Source organism: Bacillus sp. PS237 (assembly GCF_037963345.1).
GTDB classification, from domain to species: Bacteria; Bacillota; Bacilli; order Bacillales; family Bacillaceae; genus Bacillus; species Bacillus subtilis.
Map to the genome: position 1 here is coordinate 3564960 of NZ_CP150156.1, position 15828 is coordinate 3580787.

Below are 15828 nucleotides of genomic sequence, written 5' to 3' on the forward strand. Positions count from 1 at the left end.
TACCTACCTTCCTCCAACACCCATGCCGTTGATCACTTTATCAAGCAATTCGTCTTGTAAAGTCACCATTCTTGCAGCTGCATTGTATGCGTGTTGGAATTGAATCATATTCGTCATTTCTTCGTCTAAAGAAACTGCGCTCATTTGCTGACGGTTTATGTCAGCATCATTCAGCTGTGTTTCTGTATTAGACGCCAGTCGATTAGCCTCTTGAGCTTCGATCCCTAGCTCGCCAATCAGACCCGCATAATAATCTAAAACACTAGTTTCTTTACCGTTAATGGTTATTTTACCGGTTAAAACATTTGCTAATTTTGTAGCATTTGCGTTATCGTTGGCTGCGCCAGTCAGTGAGAAAGCAATGTTTGCGCCTTTTGAATCTATTATGCTGTCAGCCACTTTGATCTTGCCCGCCGCGCCCTTGGCAGGTTCAGTTTCACCGCCAGTAAAATCAAAAAAGTCTCCGCCTTGTTCACCGCTCTTGGTCACACCATTTCTGTGCACTTCATTGAAAGCTTTCGCGAATTCAAGCGCCATATTGTCAAGATCAGAAAGCATTTCCGGGTATACGCCCTTTTCTTGGCCATCTGCTGTTATATACCCATAAGACTCTATAAACCCTAAAAGGGATCCCTTGCTGCTAAAGGACTCCGCCTGTACAGCTGTATCCCCGATTGAAATACTTGATACTAACCCAGTTTCATTATCATAGTTGGCTGCAAGTTCTGAAACCTCGTAATTTTTACCGTCCAAAACAGTTCCTAGCGACTGTTTATTTTTATCAAGGATTTCAATTGATACAGTTCCTTCAGCAGATGCAAGTGCATTCCCGCCTGATTTGTTGTAGCTGACTTTGATATCAACCATTGAGGATAATTTATCGATCAGCAAATCTCGCTGGTCATATAAGCCATTCGGAAGAAGCCCGACCGGCTCTACTTGTGCAATTTGCTTATTTAAACTGTTTAACTGAGAAAGCAGAGAATTGACATCCAACACAGTTGTATTTAGCTCTGCTTTTAAATTCGATTGGACATTTGTAAGTGATTCAGAAATATAATTAAACGTTTCAGCTACAGCTTGTCCTTTTCGAGCAACAACAGAACGTGCACTTTCTTCATTTGTATTATTCGATAATTCCTGCAGGGAATTCCAAAACGAATTGAGCACACTGTTCAAGCCGCTGTCATCCGTTTCATTTAAAACGCCTTCCATTTGGGACAGCGCTTTTGCCTTCGTGTCATAGTATCCGGCACTGTTGTTTTGAAGACGGTATTGGTAGTCAAGAAAGATATCTCTTATTCTCTCAACTGATTTTCCTTGAACGCCCGTACCCATTTGTCCCGCTGTTTTTTCTGCATTTTTAGATACAGCAGGGAAATAGTCAGTTGCCTCCAATGAGACCCGCTGTCTTGTATAACCATCAGTATTGGCATTTGCCACGTTATTTGCAGTAGTGCTTAACGCTGCCTGCTGAGCGCTTAACGCCCGCCTTGCAGTTTCAAGCCCCATAAAGGTAGATGTCATTTTCTGAATTCCTTTCTGCTAAGCTTTTGAATCAAACAGTTTCATTTTGCTACTTTTCGGCAGCTCAGCTTTAATTGATTTGCTGTAATTGAAGTTATTTTCCTTAGGAACCAGCATATCGTACGAAATAGAGATGAATTGCAGCGCGTCTCTTGTCAGCTGCCTATTCATCTCATTTACTTTTTTCAGACGTCCGAGAACTTGAGAAAGAGATTCGTATAGTTGTTCCAGCTCTTCCTTTTCACTGCCTGAGGTTTTGGCGATACATGCGGAAATAGTATTATTTTCGCTATATCCGAGAAAGGCCGAAGTTGTTTTGATCCGGTCATCTTCTGTCTGCGTGATTGCTTGAATATATTTTTGCTCTTTTGTCAAAATGTTAGAAAGCTCTTTTGTTTTGCCGGCTTTGAGCGCTTCCGTCTTTTCTTCAGACAGCGTGAGCAGGTGCTCATGCAGAACGCAAAGTCGCTTCAATTGTTCAATAATTGCCTTCGCTGACATGGGCTTTCTCCTTTTTTATTGCTTTTTATAAAAATTAATCATATTTTTCGCAATATGATTTGCGTCTACTTTGTATGACCCGTTTTCAATTTGCGCTTTAAGCTGCGCAATTTTTTCCTGTCGTGAACCAGTGACTGCGTCGGATGCATGTTGCATTTCTTTAGCCTGTGATGAAATTTCAATTTTATCTTGAGGCTGTGCAACAGTTTTTTGCACCGCTTGCTTATCATAATTTTTTTGATATGGATTAACGGATTGTGTTCCAAATTGATTGATTTTCATAGGATTCCTCTCGCTTTCCGTTGCAGTCTTTAAACAATCTTAACCCTTTTATCGACTGCGTTTTCAGTTAGTTTAGGGAATCAGCTGTTTTTGGTATTATAGGCATAGTATGTGTCTTTTTTACTATTTTCTTTCTCGATTTTCAGAGCATCCTCGTGGTTCAAATGATCCATTTGATCCTTAATATCAGACTGGCAAGCCTTGCAGAACTTGCCTTCTCTAATCGATGTCCCGCACCTTTCACAAGGGTATGCCAAATTAGGAAGATGAGTGATCTGAATTCGCTTCTGCCTGATGAATTTCAATATCAGCTCTTCTTCCACACCTGTTTCCTCAGTTATCCGGCTCAAAGTTGATTGCCGGTTTTCCTGTTTTCTTAAAAATTTATAGACAGTCTCAAATGATTTTTCTTCTTCCTTAATACACGCCTGACATACGGTTTGCAGCTTTGTTTTTAAAAATAAAGCATTGCATTTCGGACAATTAGCCAGTTCTCCCATCTTTTTTTCTCCTTATTAGATAATATGCCTGTGTCAATTTCTAGTGATTATATCGGCATAAAAACAGAATCATTTAGCTTCTGATCAAGGTAAAAGATGACACTGAAGCGGCTTTTCCTTTTTCTAATAAGCAGCGGGCTGCGAAGTGCAAGGTGGCGCCTGTTGTATAAAGATCGTCTATTAAAATGATATTCATACCTTCTGCTGAATTATTTTTTGTATCAAAAATGCACTCTGACAGCAGGCGTTCTGTTTTCTTTTTCTTTGACTGTTTCTCATTATTCAGGCGAATGAGGGGATGGTGGGAAGGCCGGTCTAAACATTCTGCCAAGAGATGTGCCTGGTTAAATCCGCGCTCTTCTTCCCGTTCCTTGCTCAGCGGAATAGGTACAAGAACAAAATGCTTATCGGGGTAAACCTTAGAAAAGGTTGAAGAAAAATCACTTTTAAATGCATTTATGATTTCTGCATCTCCTCTAAATTTAAAACGGGAGAGCGTTTCTTTCATCATATCATTATATGTGTAAACTGAACGGTTTTGACGCAATAGCAAACTGTCTCTGATCCTTGTTCTCCACACCTCGCAATCCCTGCATACGGCATGAACAGATTGAGGTCTGCCGCACAGGGGGCAGATATGTCCTGTGATTTTCTTTAATTTGCTTCTGCAAGAATAACAAACCTTTTCATCAGGCTTTAGTAAAAAAAGGGCTCTCCATGTAACATCTTGAGAAAATTGCGAATCACATAATAAACAGATCAGTTTATGAATGCCTCCTCCTGCTTCGTTTGACATAAATCGCTTGGACTCTCTGAAACTACTGCAGCAGATTCAGCCAAAATGACAAGCATTGCTGTGTTTTTTTGTTTATCTACCAGCTCAGCTTTCGTATATGCGATCTTTTTAAAATCAGTAACGTAGGATGGACTCACTTTGTTTAAAGAAAGTGCCAATACATCGTTTTGGCATACTTGGCAAGTACAGGCCATATGAAGCTGGTCCATATATCGGTCGAGCAGTTCTTTCATTACGATTTCTTTTGAATTGACAAGCATTTTTACAGCTCCTCATCATCGGTTATATGAGTATACTGTACCACGTTTTCAAATAATGGCTAGTCTGTACATTCAACTTTTGCTGCCAATTCATTCATTTCTTTTATATGCTTTCTTGCATCGAGCATACTCTTTGTTTTGCCGAAGTGAAAGTAAATGACATCGCCGTCCGCATATTCTTTATGCCGGCCGGTTCTTCCTGCAATTTGAACAAGTGCGCTTTCCGTAAAGATAGACGATTCCGCTCCTAGTACACCCGTTTGCACCTTGGGGACTGTGACGCCTCTTTCCAGTATTGTTGTTGTGATTAATAGATCGAGCTGACCATCTCTGAATTGCTGCACTTTCTCCTTTCTATGCTTGTCTTCCGCGTGCACAGATGCGGTTCGGCAATGAACACCTTTAAAGCACGCAGCAGCCTTTTCCAGAATAGAAACGGAAGGAACGAATAAAAAAACAGGCCTCCCTTCTTTTACATGAAACTCTATCCATCTTTTCACCGCTGGCGGAATTTTATTTCGGTTTAATTTCTTCTTCCAGTTTCCACACCATACAAAGCGCGGTTCGGGTAAAGGTTTCCGGTGGTGTCTTGCGGGGATGCGAACTGAATGTAACTGTCCGTTCAGTGCTTTTCTTTTTAATTCTTTAGGAGGTGTTGCACTTAAATAAACGAGGGTGCTGTTTTTCTTTCTTGCTTTTTGAACAGCGAATTGAAGGGTTTGATCAGCAGAATATGGAAAAGCGTCAACTTCATCAATGATCATAACATCGATTGCATCTTTATATCGCAAAAGCTGATGCGTAGTGGAAATCATAAGCGGAGATAGCCGCCCTTTGTCATCGCTTCCTCCGTAAAGCGCTGAAATGTCAGCACCCTGAAAGGCAGCCTTGAGTCTTGGAGCAAGCTCTAATACAACATCGGTGCGAGGTGTTGCAATACATACACGCAGTCCTTGATTTAACGCTGATTCTATACCAGGAAACAGCATTTCTGTTTTGCCAGCGCCGCAAACCGCCCAGATGAGGAGCTCTTCTTTTTTTGATATTGCTTCAATTAAAACATTGGCGGCTTTTTGCTGTCCGCTTGAAAGCTTGCCATCCCATGTCAGCTTAATAGACTTCCAGTTTGATTCATTTTCCTCTTTCCATGAATATAAAGGAACCTCCTCACTCACTCTGCCCATCATGACACAGGAACGGCAATACAGCTTATTCTTTCCAGATGAGTGATAAAAAGAAAAATACCGCTGATCAGTTTGTCCGCACCTATTACATCTATATCTCCGTTTATTTATGGATATAGAATTTTCAGCAGTGATATATCCATTCTTGATATGCCATTCAATCATCTCATCGGAAAATGAGAGCTCAGTCCTGAGCAAATGACGGCTTCGAAGCGTCTGCTGCAATTCTTTTGAAAAGGAACTGTTTTTTTCAACTGGCACATTCACATAGCACGCCTCCTTTCGAAACAGTATGCCTGAATGAATATTTTCTGTCCAACTATTAAAATAAGAATATAAAAAAATCTCCGCTCTAAAAACGGAGATTTGGCCTTATTTAAAACACCAGCAAATTCCTAACGCACCTTCACCCAAATGAGTGCCGATTACCGCGCCAAAATAGCTGTTATAAAATTCAACATGAGGATATTTTGCAGAAAGCTCTTCAATGATTTTCGCTGCTTCTTCCTCTCGATTAGCGTGGATAACAGCAGCTCGCATAGGCAACCCTTTACTCGCATCTTCGTCTAAAAGCTCATAAATTCGCGAAATTGCTTTTTTACGTGTGCGAATCTTCTCAAAAGGCACAATTACCTTATTGTCAAAATGAAGGATAGGCTTTACCTTTAGAAGACTACCAATGAAGGCTTGGGCGCTGCTTAATCGCCCGCCGCGCTGAAGATGGGCTAAGTCATCTACCATAAAATAAGCTCGAACTGTTTTTTTCATTTCTTCCAGTTCTTTTATAATATCTTCCGGCGATGATGCTCCGTTTTTGATTAATTCAGCAGCTTTAAGGGCATAAAAGCCTTGAGCCAAGCAGCTGATCTCTGAGTCAAATGGATACACATCAATATTGTCGACCATCGAATCAGCCGCTGCTGCACTGCTGAATGTTCCGCTGATCCCGCTGGAAAGATGGATACTGATAACCGCATCATAAGACTTGCCAAGCTCTTCATACAACGCAACCAGCTCGCCGATTGGCGGCTGAGAAGTCGTCGGGAGCTCATTATGTTTTTTCACTTCTTCATAAAAGCTTTTCCAGTCCAACTCAATTTCTTCACGGTAAGTCTCCTCCCTAAAAACAACCTGGAGAGGGATCATATGTATCTGATGTTGTTCACGCATTTCTTTCGGAATATATGCCGTGCTGTCTGTTACGACTGCAATATTCATAGCTTCGATACCTGCCTTATTGCTTTATAACTCTATTGTAAGGGAAACGGCAGCCTAAAAAAAGACCTGCCTAGTAAAAGGCAAGTCTCCTATTATACTATCTCATTTCTACCCAGCCATTTTTAATGGCGACCACAACGGCTTGCGTCCGGTCGTTTACATTCATTTTTTGTAAAATATTGCTGACATGGTTTTTAACGGTTTTCTCACTGATAAACAATGATTCACCAATACCGCGGTTGCTTTTTCCGTCTGCAAGCATCTGCAGCACTTCACATTCCCGCCTAGTTAAAATATGTAATGGTCTGCGGATTTCAGGGTAAACCTCATGTTGAGGGTGTGCAGAAACTCCGCTTGTTGCAAGGCGGCGGAATTCGTTAACGAGGTTGTGAGTAACCTTCGGATGGAGGTAAGATCCGCCCTCAGCCACTACTTTAACCGCTTCAATTAATGTATCAGCATCCATCTCTTTCAGCAGATAACCTCTTGCACCTGTTTTCAGGGCATGTGTTACATAATTTTCGTCATCGTGAATTGATAGAATAATTACTTTAGATTCAGGATACAGCTCTACAAGCTGTTTTGTAGCTTCCACACCATTTACGTTTGGCATATTGATATCCATGATCACAACATCAGGATGATAGTGCTCAACAATACGAGCCGCTTCGTCCCCGTCATCACCTTCGGCTACCACTTCAAAGGTAGGTTCAAAATCCAATATCCGTTTAACACCTTCACGAAATAACTGATGGTCGTCGATAATAACAATGTTTACTTTAGTCACAAGCCACGCCTCCTTGTATTATTGTTCTATATACTCTAGCATTCGGTCAATATGCCTTTTGGCTCTATTTTACAAATCATAGTCAAAGAGATAACGGAACCTTAATCATAATAAATGTCCCAAGACCTATTTTCGAATCTATTGTCATCGTTCCTTCCAATAAATCTACTCTTTCTTTCATGCCCAGCAAGCCGAATGATTTGTTTTTCTTCTCTTTCGCTTCCTTCAGGTCGAACCCTTTACCGTTATCTTTTATCATTAAAATCACAAAATCCTTTGTGATCTCAACTTTGACTGTAATTTCTTCAGATTCAGAATGCTTTAGCGCATTAGACACAGCTTCCTGTGCGAGCCTGAAGAGCGCAACCTCAAACTGAGGCGCTAGCCTCTGATCCTCTGTTTCTCCAATGCACTGAAAATGTATTTTGACCTTCCCGTTATATTCCTCGGTTGTATATAGATATTTTCTTAAAGTTGGAATCAGGCCTAGGTCATCAAGGGCCATCGGTCTTAAATCATATATAATCCTTCTCACTTCGTAAAGGGCATTCCGAACATTTTGGCGGAGATTTTTAATTTCTTGGAATCCGTCCTCTGCGCCCCGGTCACGGAAAATCCGCTCGATTAATTCCGATCTCATCATAACATTCGCCAGCATTTGAGCGGGTCCGTCATGGATTTCTCTTGAGACTCTTTTTCGCTCTTCTTCCTGCGCCTCAATAATTCTTAAGCCGAAATCCTGTTTTGCCTGAGCATCAGCAAGAAGCAGTCCAACTTCGCGCAAATCCTGATTCAAGTAGTTGAGCACAACTGTAATTTGGCTTACTAATGATTCTGACCGCTCAATGATTTCCTGAAGCCCTAGCAATCTGCGCTCCAAATCGTCCCGCCGTTCGCGCAATTGCTTCTCACGCTGCTGGATCATCGTCAATTCTACCTGCAGCTTATGGGCTTTTTCATAAGCATTGCGGATTTCCTCTTCACTGAATCTATGAAAATTACGGCTGACCTCGGATAAACGGTTTCTCGCATGGCGAGTTTGCACTTCAAGTTTATCGCCAAGCTCAATCACTTCATACACCTGCTGTTTAATTTGTTTCAGTTCTTCGACCAGCTGTTCATACTGCTGGCGTGACTGCTCCCCGATTTGAAAAACCTCGTCCTTGCTCCCGTCAACGGTTTTCAGCATCTTCATCAAAATAGAATCCAGCACTTTGGAATCCATCTTTGTTTTATTCATAATTTCCCTCCGTCACGGCGTTGTCATATATTTTTATTATAAATGTAATTGATCTGCAAATTATGTCGAATTATAATGAAAGAATGCGTATATTCTAGAAAAAAACATTTTTATATACTATCTACTCTTTATGATACCAAAATACGCACAAAAATTCTAAAGACTGTACGAATTTGTATAGGCAGTCTTTTATGCTTAGCAGGAGGGTCAGCTAGCATGCTGCACAGCTATTTTACTGTGAAAGAAGCGGGAGAACACGAGATTGTTATAGAAAAATCGCGTTTTATCTGTCATTTAAGCCGTGTTTCTACCGAACAAGAGGCACAGGAATTTATACAGAAAATAAAGAAACAGCACTGGAATGCGACTCATAATTGCTCGGCTTATGTTATTGGCGAGAATGATCATATCCAAAAAGCCAATGATGACGGGGAACCAAGCGGTACAGCGGGAGTGCCGATGCTCGAGGTTTTAAAAAAACGCAGGCTGAAGGATACTTGCGCCGTCGTTACACGCTACTTCGGAGGCATTAAGCTTGGTGCTGGCGGATTAATTCGCGCTTATGGGAAATCAGTGTCTGAAGGATTAAATCATATAGGTGTTGTAGAACGGAAGCTTATGCGAATCATGCATACTTCTGCAGATTACACATGGCTTGGCAAGATTGAAAATGAATTAAGGGAGTCACAATTTCTGTTAAAGGAAATCCATTATTCAGAAAATGTTGAATTCGAAACATACGTGGAAGAAAAAGAAACCAACGCTTTTTCTGAATGGATGACAGAACTGACAAATGGAAAGAGTGATATTAAAGAGGGAGAGTTGACGTATCTTGAAAAAGCCGTCAATCACATAAAGGAGACTGAATAATGGCTGAACGCGTTAGAGTGCGTGTGCGAAAAAAGAAAAAGAGCAAACGTAGGAAAATTTTAAAAAGAATAATGTTATTGTTCGCCCTTGCACTATTGGTAGTTGTAGGGCTTGGCGGGTATAAACTTTATAAAACCATTAACGCTGCGGATGAATCGTACGATGCCCTATCCCGCGGGAATAAATCAAATCTTCGCAACGAAGTTGTAGACATGAAGAAAAAACCATTTTCTATTTTATTTATGGGAATAGAGGATTACGCGACTAAAGGACAAAAAGGGAGATCAGACTCTCTTATTGTTGTTACCCTGGATCCCAAAAATAAAACCATGAAAATGCTGAGCATTCCGCGTGACACACGTGTGCAATTAGCTGGTGACACAACGGGAAGCAAGACGAAGATCAATGCCGCTTACAGCAAAGGCGGTAAAGATGAAACAGTTGAAACTGTTGAAAACTTCTTGCAAATCCCGATCGATAAATATGTCACAGTTGATTTTGACGGATTTAAAGATGTGATTAATGAAGTCGGCGGTATTGATGTTGACGTGCCTTTCGATTTCGATGAAAAAAGTGATGTAGACGAAAGCAAACGGATTTACTTCAAAAAAGGCGAGATGCATTTGAACGGCGAAGAAGCCTTAGCATATGCCCGGATGAGAAAACAGGATAAACGCGGAGACTTTGGCCGTAATGACAGACAAAAACAAATCTTAAACGCGCTGATTGACCGCATGTCAAGTGCAAGCAACATTGCTAAAATTGATAAAATCGCAGAAAAAGCCAGCGAAAACGTTGAAACCAATATTCGCATTACTGAAGGTTTAGCGCTTCAGCAGATTTACAGCGGCTTTACCAGCAAAAAAATCGACACATTGAGCATTACAGGTTCTGATTTGTATTTAGGGCCTAACAACACATATTACTTTGAACCTGATGCTACAAATCTCGAGAAAGTCAGAAAAACGCTTCAAGAGCATTTAGATTATACTCCTGATACAAGCACTGGCACTTCCGGTACCGAAGACGGGACTGACAGCTCAAGCAGTTCTGGCAGCACTGGCAGCACTGGCACAACAACTGACGGGACGACGAACGGAAGCAGCTATTCGAATGACAGCAGCACAAGCTCAAACAACAGTACAACGAATTCAACAACTGATTCATCCTATTAAAAAATGCCCGGTCCTTTTAGAGGATCGGGCATTTTTGCGCAGAAAAAAACTCCGGCACATAAGCCGGAGTTTTTAATTCCTTTTCACCAGCCGTTTATAAAACTTTGTAAACGGCTTAAATTTTTCATTCACGAGTCCTGTCACTTCTGCTATGATTTGCATAAAAATAATCAAAATGAAGATAATAAACAAAGAAAGCCAAATTGTGGCACTTTTAAGTACAATCGCACTGATACTGAAAATAAATCCAATTAAATAAATAACTAAGACCGACATCCGATGTGAAAGGCCAAAGGCCATCAGTCTATGGTGAATATGCGACTTATCAGGCGCTGAAATCGGCTGTTTGTTTAATATTCTTCTGATGATAGCAAATGTTGTATCAAAAATCGGTACGCCTAATATAATAATCGGGATAACGATACTGAACAATGTGACACTTTTATACAGGCCTAATAATGAAAGAATCGAGATACTATACCCTAAAAACAGTGATCCCGTATCTCCCATAAAGATTTTTGCCGGATGGAAGTTGTAAAACAAAAACCCCAGCGTGCTGGCAATAACGACTAATGAGAGTGACAGAATGAGCACTTTTCCGCCGGATAGCGCCATGACAGCAATCGTTGACAGGCCGATAACAGAAAGACCGGCAGCAAGGCCATCCAATCCATCAATCAGGTTAATTGCGTTCGTGATGCCGACAATCCATAATACCGTCAGCGGATAAGCCATCCATCCTAACTCAAATCGTTCTGTTAAAAAAGGTACTGAGAAAAAGTCCATTTTTAAGCCAGTGCTTACAATCATAATGGCTACACCTAATTGAATCAAAAACTTAACTTTTGCACTTAATTGATATTTATCGTCAAGAATACCTAACACAATAATGATGAATGCTCCGACTGTAATTGCCGTCATCCTTGTTTCTGTGTAAATACCGGATGCAAGCACGCCTGCAACCACCCCGATAAATATGGCCAGCCCGCCCATGCGGGGCATGATTTTGTCATGTACTTTTCGATTGCTGGGCTGGTCAACTGCACCTATTTTAATCGCAATCCTTTTTACGATTGGGGTTATGATTAAAACTGTCAGCAGCGAGACAATAAACGCAACAACAATGCGAATCATGCGTTCGTCAAGCATAAAGAAGTCTCCTTTGGAATTAAATGAAGTCTTTATTTATATAGAGAACCGTTCCTTCCATTATACCTTCTCCTTAGTTATTATAACAAGCTTCATCAAAAAGAAACACGTATAATCAAAAAACGCGCATCCCAATTTATAGGACTACGCATGTTTTTGAATCCCTGTATATTTCATAATTTGTCTAAATAAGCAATTCCAATCTTGTGTCCGGGCGATGTTTCGGCGCATTTCTTTATAGGTCTCGTCTCCGTTTTGACCGAGAACTTTTTCACAAGCGGCTATAAAATCAATCGGATGATCGCCCTCTACATATTCGTATACATACGGCTTTTGCATTTTTGAGGTTGACGGAAGATTAGTGCCTACAACAGGTTTTCCTGCCGCTAAAAATTCAAATAGTTTCAGCGGAAACACAGCTTGATTATACGGTGATTGTTTATATGGCATAATGCCAATGTCGATAAGCTCCATATAATGAGGCACTTCTTTTGGATCTGCCGGACCGGTCCATATGACATTGGGAAGCCTCAGCAGCTCTTGAAACGAAACATCACCATTGGTGGCATCCGGGCCAACCCATAAAAATGTCCAATCAGGCTTTTGCAGTGCCGCTTCTTTAATCATTTTAAAATCGAGCTTCGGTTTAATCCCGCCAATAAAACCTAACACTATTCCTTCTCTCCCCTGCAGTATACTGCGATCGGGAGCTTGTTTATTTGCAGAAAACAGCTCATACTCCACACCGTTTTCCACAGTATGAACCTTTTCTCGTCCTGCAGTCAGTTTTTTGTCTACTTCCTTGTGAAGATAATCTGATGAACAGGTTATTGAATCTGCTCGTTGTATAATTCTCAGCTCTGCCGATTTAATGACTTTTCGCCGGAATTCAGACAGCAGATTTGATCGGCCGCTGATCGGCGCAGCCCATAGGTCACTGCAGTCATAAATGACCTGATCCCAAGAATACAGCGAAGACAGCAGCGGGAATCCGGGAAACGTGTACCATAAACAGCAGCGTTCACCGTTTGCAGAAGCAGGTGTAAGCTCATCGAGTAATGGGGAGAGCTTATGTCTGTAAAAGACATCTGTATATCGTCCGAAACGAAACATTTTTTTCTGCAGCAGGTCTTTGACAGCGAATTGCCTGATGCCAGAATGGACTTCCTGAAACTCTTTCCCTTGGGCACGCGGAGCCGGACATACCCAAATAACTTCCTTCGTTTCCTCCTGAGCAGCTAAAAATTCTGCCAGCCGGTGCCTTCTGTATCTCAATTGGTCTTTTCCCCATTCAGCAGTGGCAACGATGACATGAATGATTGCTTCTTTTGTTTCCACCTTCATCACCTTTTCTCTCTGTTTGCAGCTATAATCTTTTTTTCACCGCGTTTTTTGCATATTGAACAAAACACCATGTTGCTTTCATAAAATGAAGCCGTTCGATCTCCCTGTAGACAAACCACGTTTTTTTCGCAGCCTTCCATTTGTTGCTGGAAATTGAATTATTGACAAGCCGATATTCAGCCAGGCATTCATTCATTCCATAGGCAGTAAATCCTTTTTTTAAAAGAGACAGCCATGTGGCTAAGTCCTGTCTCGTTCTGATATTCGGCATTTGGATCTGTCCCGTTTGCTCCCTGTCAATCATCACCGTCAAGCAGCCGATAATTGTATTTTTCAGGGCGTCATCGTACGTCAGGCTTTCCGGCGCATGAATAAATTTATCGAGCGGGGTCCCGTCCTGCGCCATTAAGCTGTAGCCCGTGAAAGAGAACGCACAGGAGCGCTCCATCATAAACTCAAGCTGCTTTTCCAGTTTGTCTTTTTTCCATTTGTCATCACTGTCCAAAAATGCTACGTAGCGCCCTTGAGCGCGTTCCAACGCTTTGTTGCGAGCAACCGCAGCTCCGGAGTTCTCTTCCAGATACACCACATGAATTCTTTCGTCTATTTTTTCATACTGCTGTAAAATGTCGCGGGTCCCATCCGTTGAGCAATCATCCACGATAATCATTTCCCAATGAGGATGGCTCTGATCTAATACCGAATGAACCGTGTCTTCAATATAGTCACGCGCATTATAGGAAGGTGTAATGACAGATACGAGAGGTTTCCAATTGGTCATGATCACATCTCCATCGTATGATTTTAAAAGGATTCTCTGAAAAATTCAGGAATGACAACGAACATAAAGGCAATCGTAAGGCCAATCATAACGCCGAGAACTGCTTTCTTTTTCGGAGACATACCGCCGCCTGCTGTCTCACTTACGGTTTCGGAATCAGTAACACTTGCCGCTTTCAGGTTAAGCTGTGTGTTTTTGAGTTCATATAAAAATCTCTCTTTATCCACTTTGGAATCCTCGCTCACCGACTCGCCTTCAAGCGCGTCTATGCTGCTGCGGATGACGGCTTCTCTTTCTGCATACAGCTTTTGATCGTTTTTGAGGAAGGTGGAGGATATGGCGTTTAAGACAGATTCCGTTCTATCCTTATCCTCGTCACTATAGCTTAAAGTCAGTAACGATTTGGATTCCGTATTGATTGTAAGCTTCTCTTTGATCTCTGCTACATCTTCATCCTTTTCATCAGGAAGCGCCTCCTTCAAAAAGGAGTCGCTCTTTAATAGAAGCGGAATCTCTTCTGTGCTGTTATAAACCGGATGATCATAGCTCCCCACAGCCAAAGTATCTTCAGCTGTATAGCTCTTTTGATCAGCGATCTGTGACGGCAGGATATACCCCGCCGCACCTAATATAATTGGCACCGCTATGATCCAAATGATATTTTTTTTTATGCGACGGGCTATTCTTATCAATATATCGTTCATATAAGTCTCCCTGCTTTTTGTAGTCTGTTTATCTGTACATCGGCTCAGGCATTTGTCTGGATCGCCTTAACACATTCACGGCGGCGATGACGAGCGCCATAAACACCCAATGGAAAAATAAATTTGAAACAGAGCTTGGGCTGATACTTGATACCAGGAAACTGACCATAGCGGTAATAAGTCCTTCTGTGATCAGTTTTGACTGATTTTCTAATTTTCTTTCATAAAACTTGTAAAGCACCCATATGAGGTAGGCATAAACGGACAAATATCCCAGCATGATGAACAAACCAAAATTAGCAAGAATTTCAACAAGCCAGTTATGCACCTCTGCCACATTGTCAGTATCATATACAGCATAATGCTCAAGATAATAGGATACATTTCCTGCCCCGACTCCGAATCCGTATGAATCAAGGAAAAAATGCCAAGCGTTTTTCAGCAGATTTGCCCGAGCCACATTTGATGGAAGCCTGTCATGAAATGAATGCAGCGTCTGCGGGGCCAGAAACAGCTCCCAAAACTTTGAATAGATTTTGCTGGCGAAAAGAACTGCGAAAAGAGCAATTCCCGCCGCCGACAGCCATATAGCCATTCTCTTTAAAACAGGCGGCAATACAATGAAGATGTAGACAGCAATACCTGCAAAAATGCCCAGAAGGCTGGCTCTTGAACCAGTGGCAAAAATTAAATACAACGCACAGAGCGAGAGCACAAGGCCAATTGCCTTGATGTATCCATTCTTAATGTTTTTCATCATCGTGATGTAAAAAAAGAAGCTGATGGATAAAAAGGTCGCAAAGTCATTTTGATTAAAAAAGACCGATGTCGGATAATGCTGCTTGTACTCCGGTCCGCTGTACAATGTGGAACTCGCAAGATGATGGTGGGTGATATGATTGTAAAAACCAATGATCATCAGAAATACCGTCATCACCAGCCAAATGGCATAAACAATCATCAGCCGCTCCATTTTTTGCACGTACATGACAATAAGATAAATGAAGAAGATCCCCATTGCCAATAAGGCTAAATACTTGAGGCCAACTGTTACCGACTTGGCCCACAGCAGAGAAACAAGGCCATATATAAACCAAAAGGCGAAAAAGAGTAAAATCCCTTTTACTTGCAGCCCATGCCATCTTTCAATATGGGTTCGATTCCGAACCATGCCGAAAATATGAAGGCAACCCGCTGCAATGAGCAGAAGCCGGTAAAGGAACAAACTGAAAAATCCAAGATGAATGGCAAAAAATGCATTATTTAAAAAAGTGCAGGCGATCAAAATATAGATTACAGCCATAAAGAGCCGTTCTTTTGTTGTAAATGCGGTTGCAAGCGTCAGTAAAAACAGGCCAATTGCCAACACCGCAAGCACAGCAGCCATCTGCATGAAACCTATATCTTTATGGATGGCTCCCAGCAATAGGACGACTCCAAATATAGCAGCGGCCAGTAACGCTAGCGTATGGACCGCTGATCGTTTGATACTCACATGTTTAACCCCTTT

17 protein-coding genes are annotated in these 15828 nt (G+C 41.5%); 2 read left to right on the forward strand and 15 right to left on the reverse strand.

Annotated elements, in window-relative coordinates:
- Positions 1-3: 3 nt before the first annotated feature.
- From flgK to degS, 10 genes are all read right to left on the reverse strand, one after another.
- Positions 4-1527, reverse strand: a complete 1524-nt coding sequence (gene flgK / locus NST22_RS18510) for a flagellar hook-associated protein FlgK (RefSeq protein ID WP_003228001.1) — start codon at positions 1525-1527, stop codon at positions 4-6.
- An 18-nt stretch (positions 1528-1545) separates the two neighbouring features.
- Positions 1546-2028 (reverse strand): flagellar protein FlgN, encoded by a 483-nt coding sequence (flgN, locus tag NST22_RS18515; protein WP_003227999.1) that lies wholly within the window; start codon positions 2026-2028, stop codon positions 1546-1548.
- Between the two features lie 15 nt (positions 2029-2043).
- A complete protein-coding gene (flgM, locus tag NST22_RS18520) occupies positions 2044-2310 on the reverse strand; it encodes a flagellar biosynthesis anti-sigma factor FlgM (protein WP_003227997.1) in 267 nt (88 codons plus the stop codon).
- Positions 2311-2390: 80 nt separating this feature from the next.
- Positions 2391-2810 carry a TIGR03826 family flagellar region protein gene (locus NST22_RS18525; RefSeq protein ID WP_003227995.1) on the reverse strand — a complete coding sequence of 140 codons (420 nt, stop codon included), beginning with the start codon at positions 2808-2810 and terminating at the stop codon, positions 2391-2393.
- A 73-nt stretch (positions 2811-2883) separates the two neighbouring features.
- Complete coding sequence (gene comFC / locus NST22_RS18530) at positions 2884-3606, reverse strand: comF operon protein ComFC (protein ID WP_003227991.1); 723 nt, start codon at positions 3604-3606, stop codon at positions 2884-2886.
- Positions 3570-3866, reverse strand: coding sequence for a late competence protein ComFB (gene comFB, locus NST22_RS18535; RefSeq protein WP_003227989.1), 297 nt, complete (start codon positions 3864-3866; stop codon positions 3570-3572). Before comFB ends, comFC begins: the two co-directional genes overlap by 37 nt.
- A gap of 59 nt (positions 3867-3925) precedes the next feature.
- Positions 3926-5317: an ATP-dependent helicase ComFA gene (comFA, locus tag NST22_RS18540; RefSeq protein WP_003243962.1), complete on the reverse strand. Its 1392-nt coding sequence runs from the start codon at positions 5315-5317 to the stop codon at positions 3926-3928.
- 105 nt (positions 5318-5422) lie between these two features.
- Entirely contained in the window at positions 5423-6268 is an 846-nt protein-coding gene (locus NST22_RS18545; RefSeq protein ID WP_003244125.1) for a DegV family protein, read from the reverse strand.
- A 97-nt stretch (positions 6269-6365) separates the two neighbouring features.
- On the reverse strand, positions 6366-7055 hold the full coding sequence (degU, locus tag NST22_RS18550; RefSeq protein WP_003219701.1) for a two-component system response regulator DegU: 690 nt from the start codon (positions 7053-7055) through the stop codon (positions 6366-6368).
- Positions 7056-7137: 82 nt separating this feature from the next.
- Positions 7138-8295 (reverse strand): two-component sensor histidine kinase DegS, encoded by a 1158-nt coding sequence (gene degS / locus NST22_RS18555; RefSeq protein ID WP_003227983.1) that lies wholly within the window; start codon positions 8293-8295, stop codon positions 7138-7140.
- Between the two features lie 216 nt (positions 8296-8511).
- Here degS and NST22_RS18560 point away from each other — a divergent pair, with 216 nt between their 5' ends.
- Positions 8512-9165 carry a YigZ family protein gene (locus tag NST22_RS18560; RefSeq protein ID WP_003227979.1) on the forward strand — a complete coding sequence of 218 codons (654 nt, stop codon included), beginning with the start codon at positions 8512-8514 and terminating at the stop codon, positions 9163-9165.
- On the forward strand, positions 9165-10340 hold the full coding sequence (gene tagV, locus NST22_RS18565) for a polyisoprenyl-teichoic acid--peptidoglycan teichoic acid transferase TagV (RefSeq protein WP_003244117.1): 1176 nt from the start codon (positions 9165-9167) through the stop codon (positions 10338-10340). The genes NST22_RS18560 and tagV overlap by 1 nt, the downstream gene beginning before the upstream one ends.
- Before the next feature lie 72 nt (positions 10341-10412).
- On the opposite strand, the gene NST22_RS18570 is transcribed toward tagV, so the two are convergent.
- The 5 genes from NST22_RS18570 to tuaE all read right to left on the reverse strand — a co-directional run bounded on the left by NST22_RS18570 (position 10413) and on the right by tuaE (position 15813).
- Positions 10413-11489: an MraY family glycosyltransferase gene (locus tag NST22_RS18570; RefSeq protein ID WP_003227975.1), complete on the reverse strand. Its 1077-nt coding sequence runs from the start codon at positions 11487-11489 to the stop codon at positions 10413-10415.
- A gap of 144 nt (positions 11490-11633) precedes the next feature.
- The gene (locus NST22_RS18575; RefSeq protein ID WP_003243252.1) at positions 11634-12827 is read right to left on the reverse strand and encodes a glycosyltransferase family 1 protein; all 1194 of its coding nucleotides are present in this window, start codon (positions 12825-12827) and stop codon (positions 11634-11636) included.
- 28 nt (positions 12828-12855) lie between these two features.
- On the reverse strand, positions 12856-13614 hold the full coding sequence (locus NST22_RS18580) for a glycosyltransferase family 2 protein (protein ID WP_003242619.1): 759 nt from the start codon (positions 13612-13614) through the stop codon (positions 12856-12858).
- A 23-nt stretch (positions 13615-13637) separates the two neighbouring features.
- Entirely contained in the window at positions 13638-14318 is a 681-nt protein-coding gene (locus NST22_RS18585; protein ID WP_003243110.1) for a Wzz/FepE/Etk N-terminal domain-containing protein, read from the reverse strand.
- Between the two features lie 28 nt (positions 14319-14346).
- Positions 14347-15813 (reverse strand): teichuronic acid biosynthesis protein TuaE, encoded by a 1467-nt coding sequence (gene tuaE, locus NST22_RS18590; RefSeq protein ID WP_010886625.1) that lies wholly within the window; start codon positions 15811-15813, stop codon positions 14347-14349.
- Between the last annotated feature and the right edge of the window lie 15 nt (positions 15814-15828).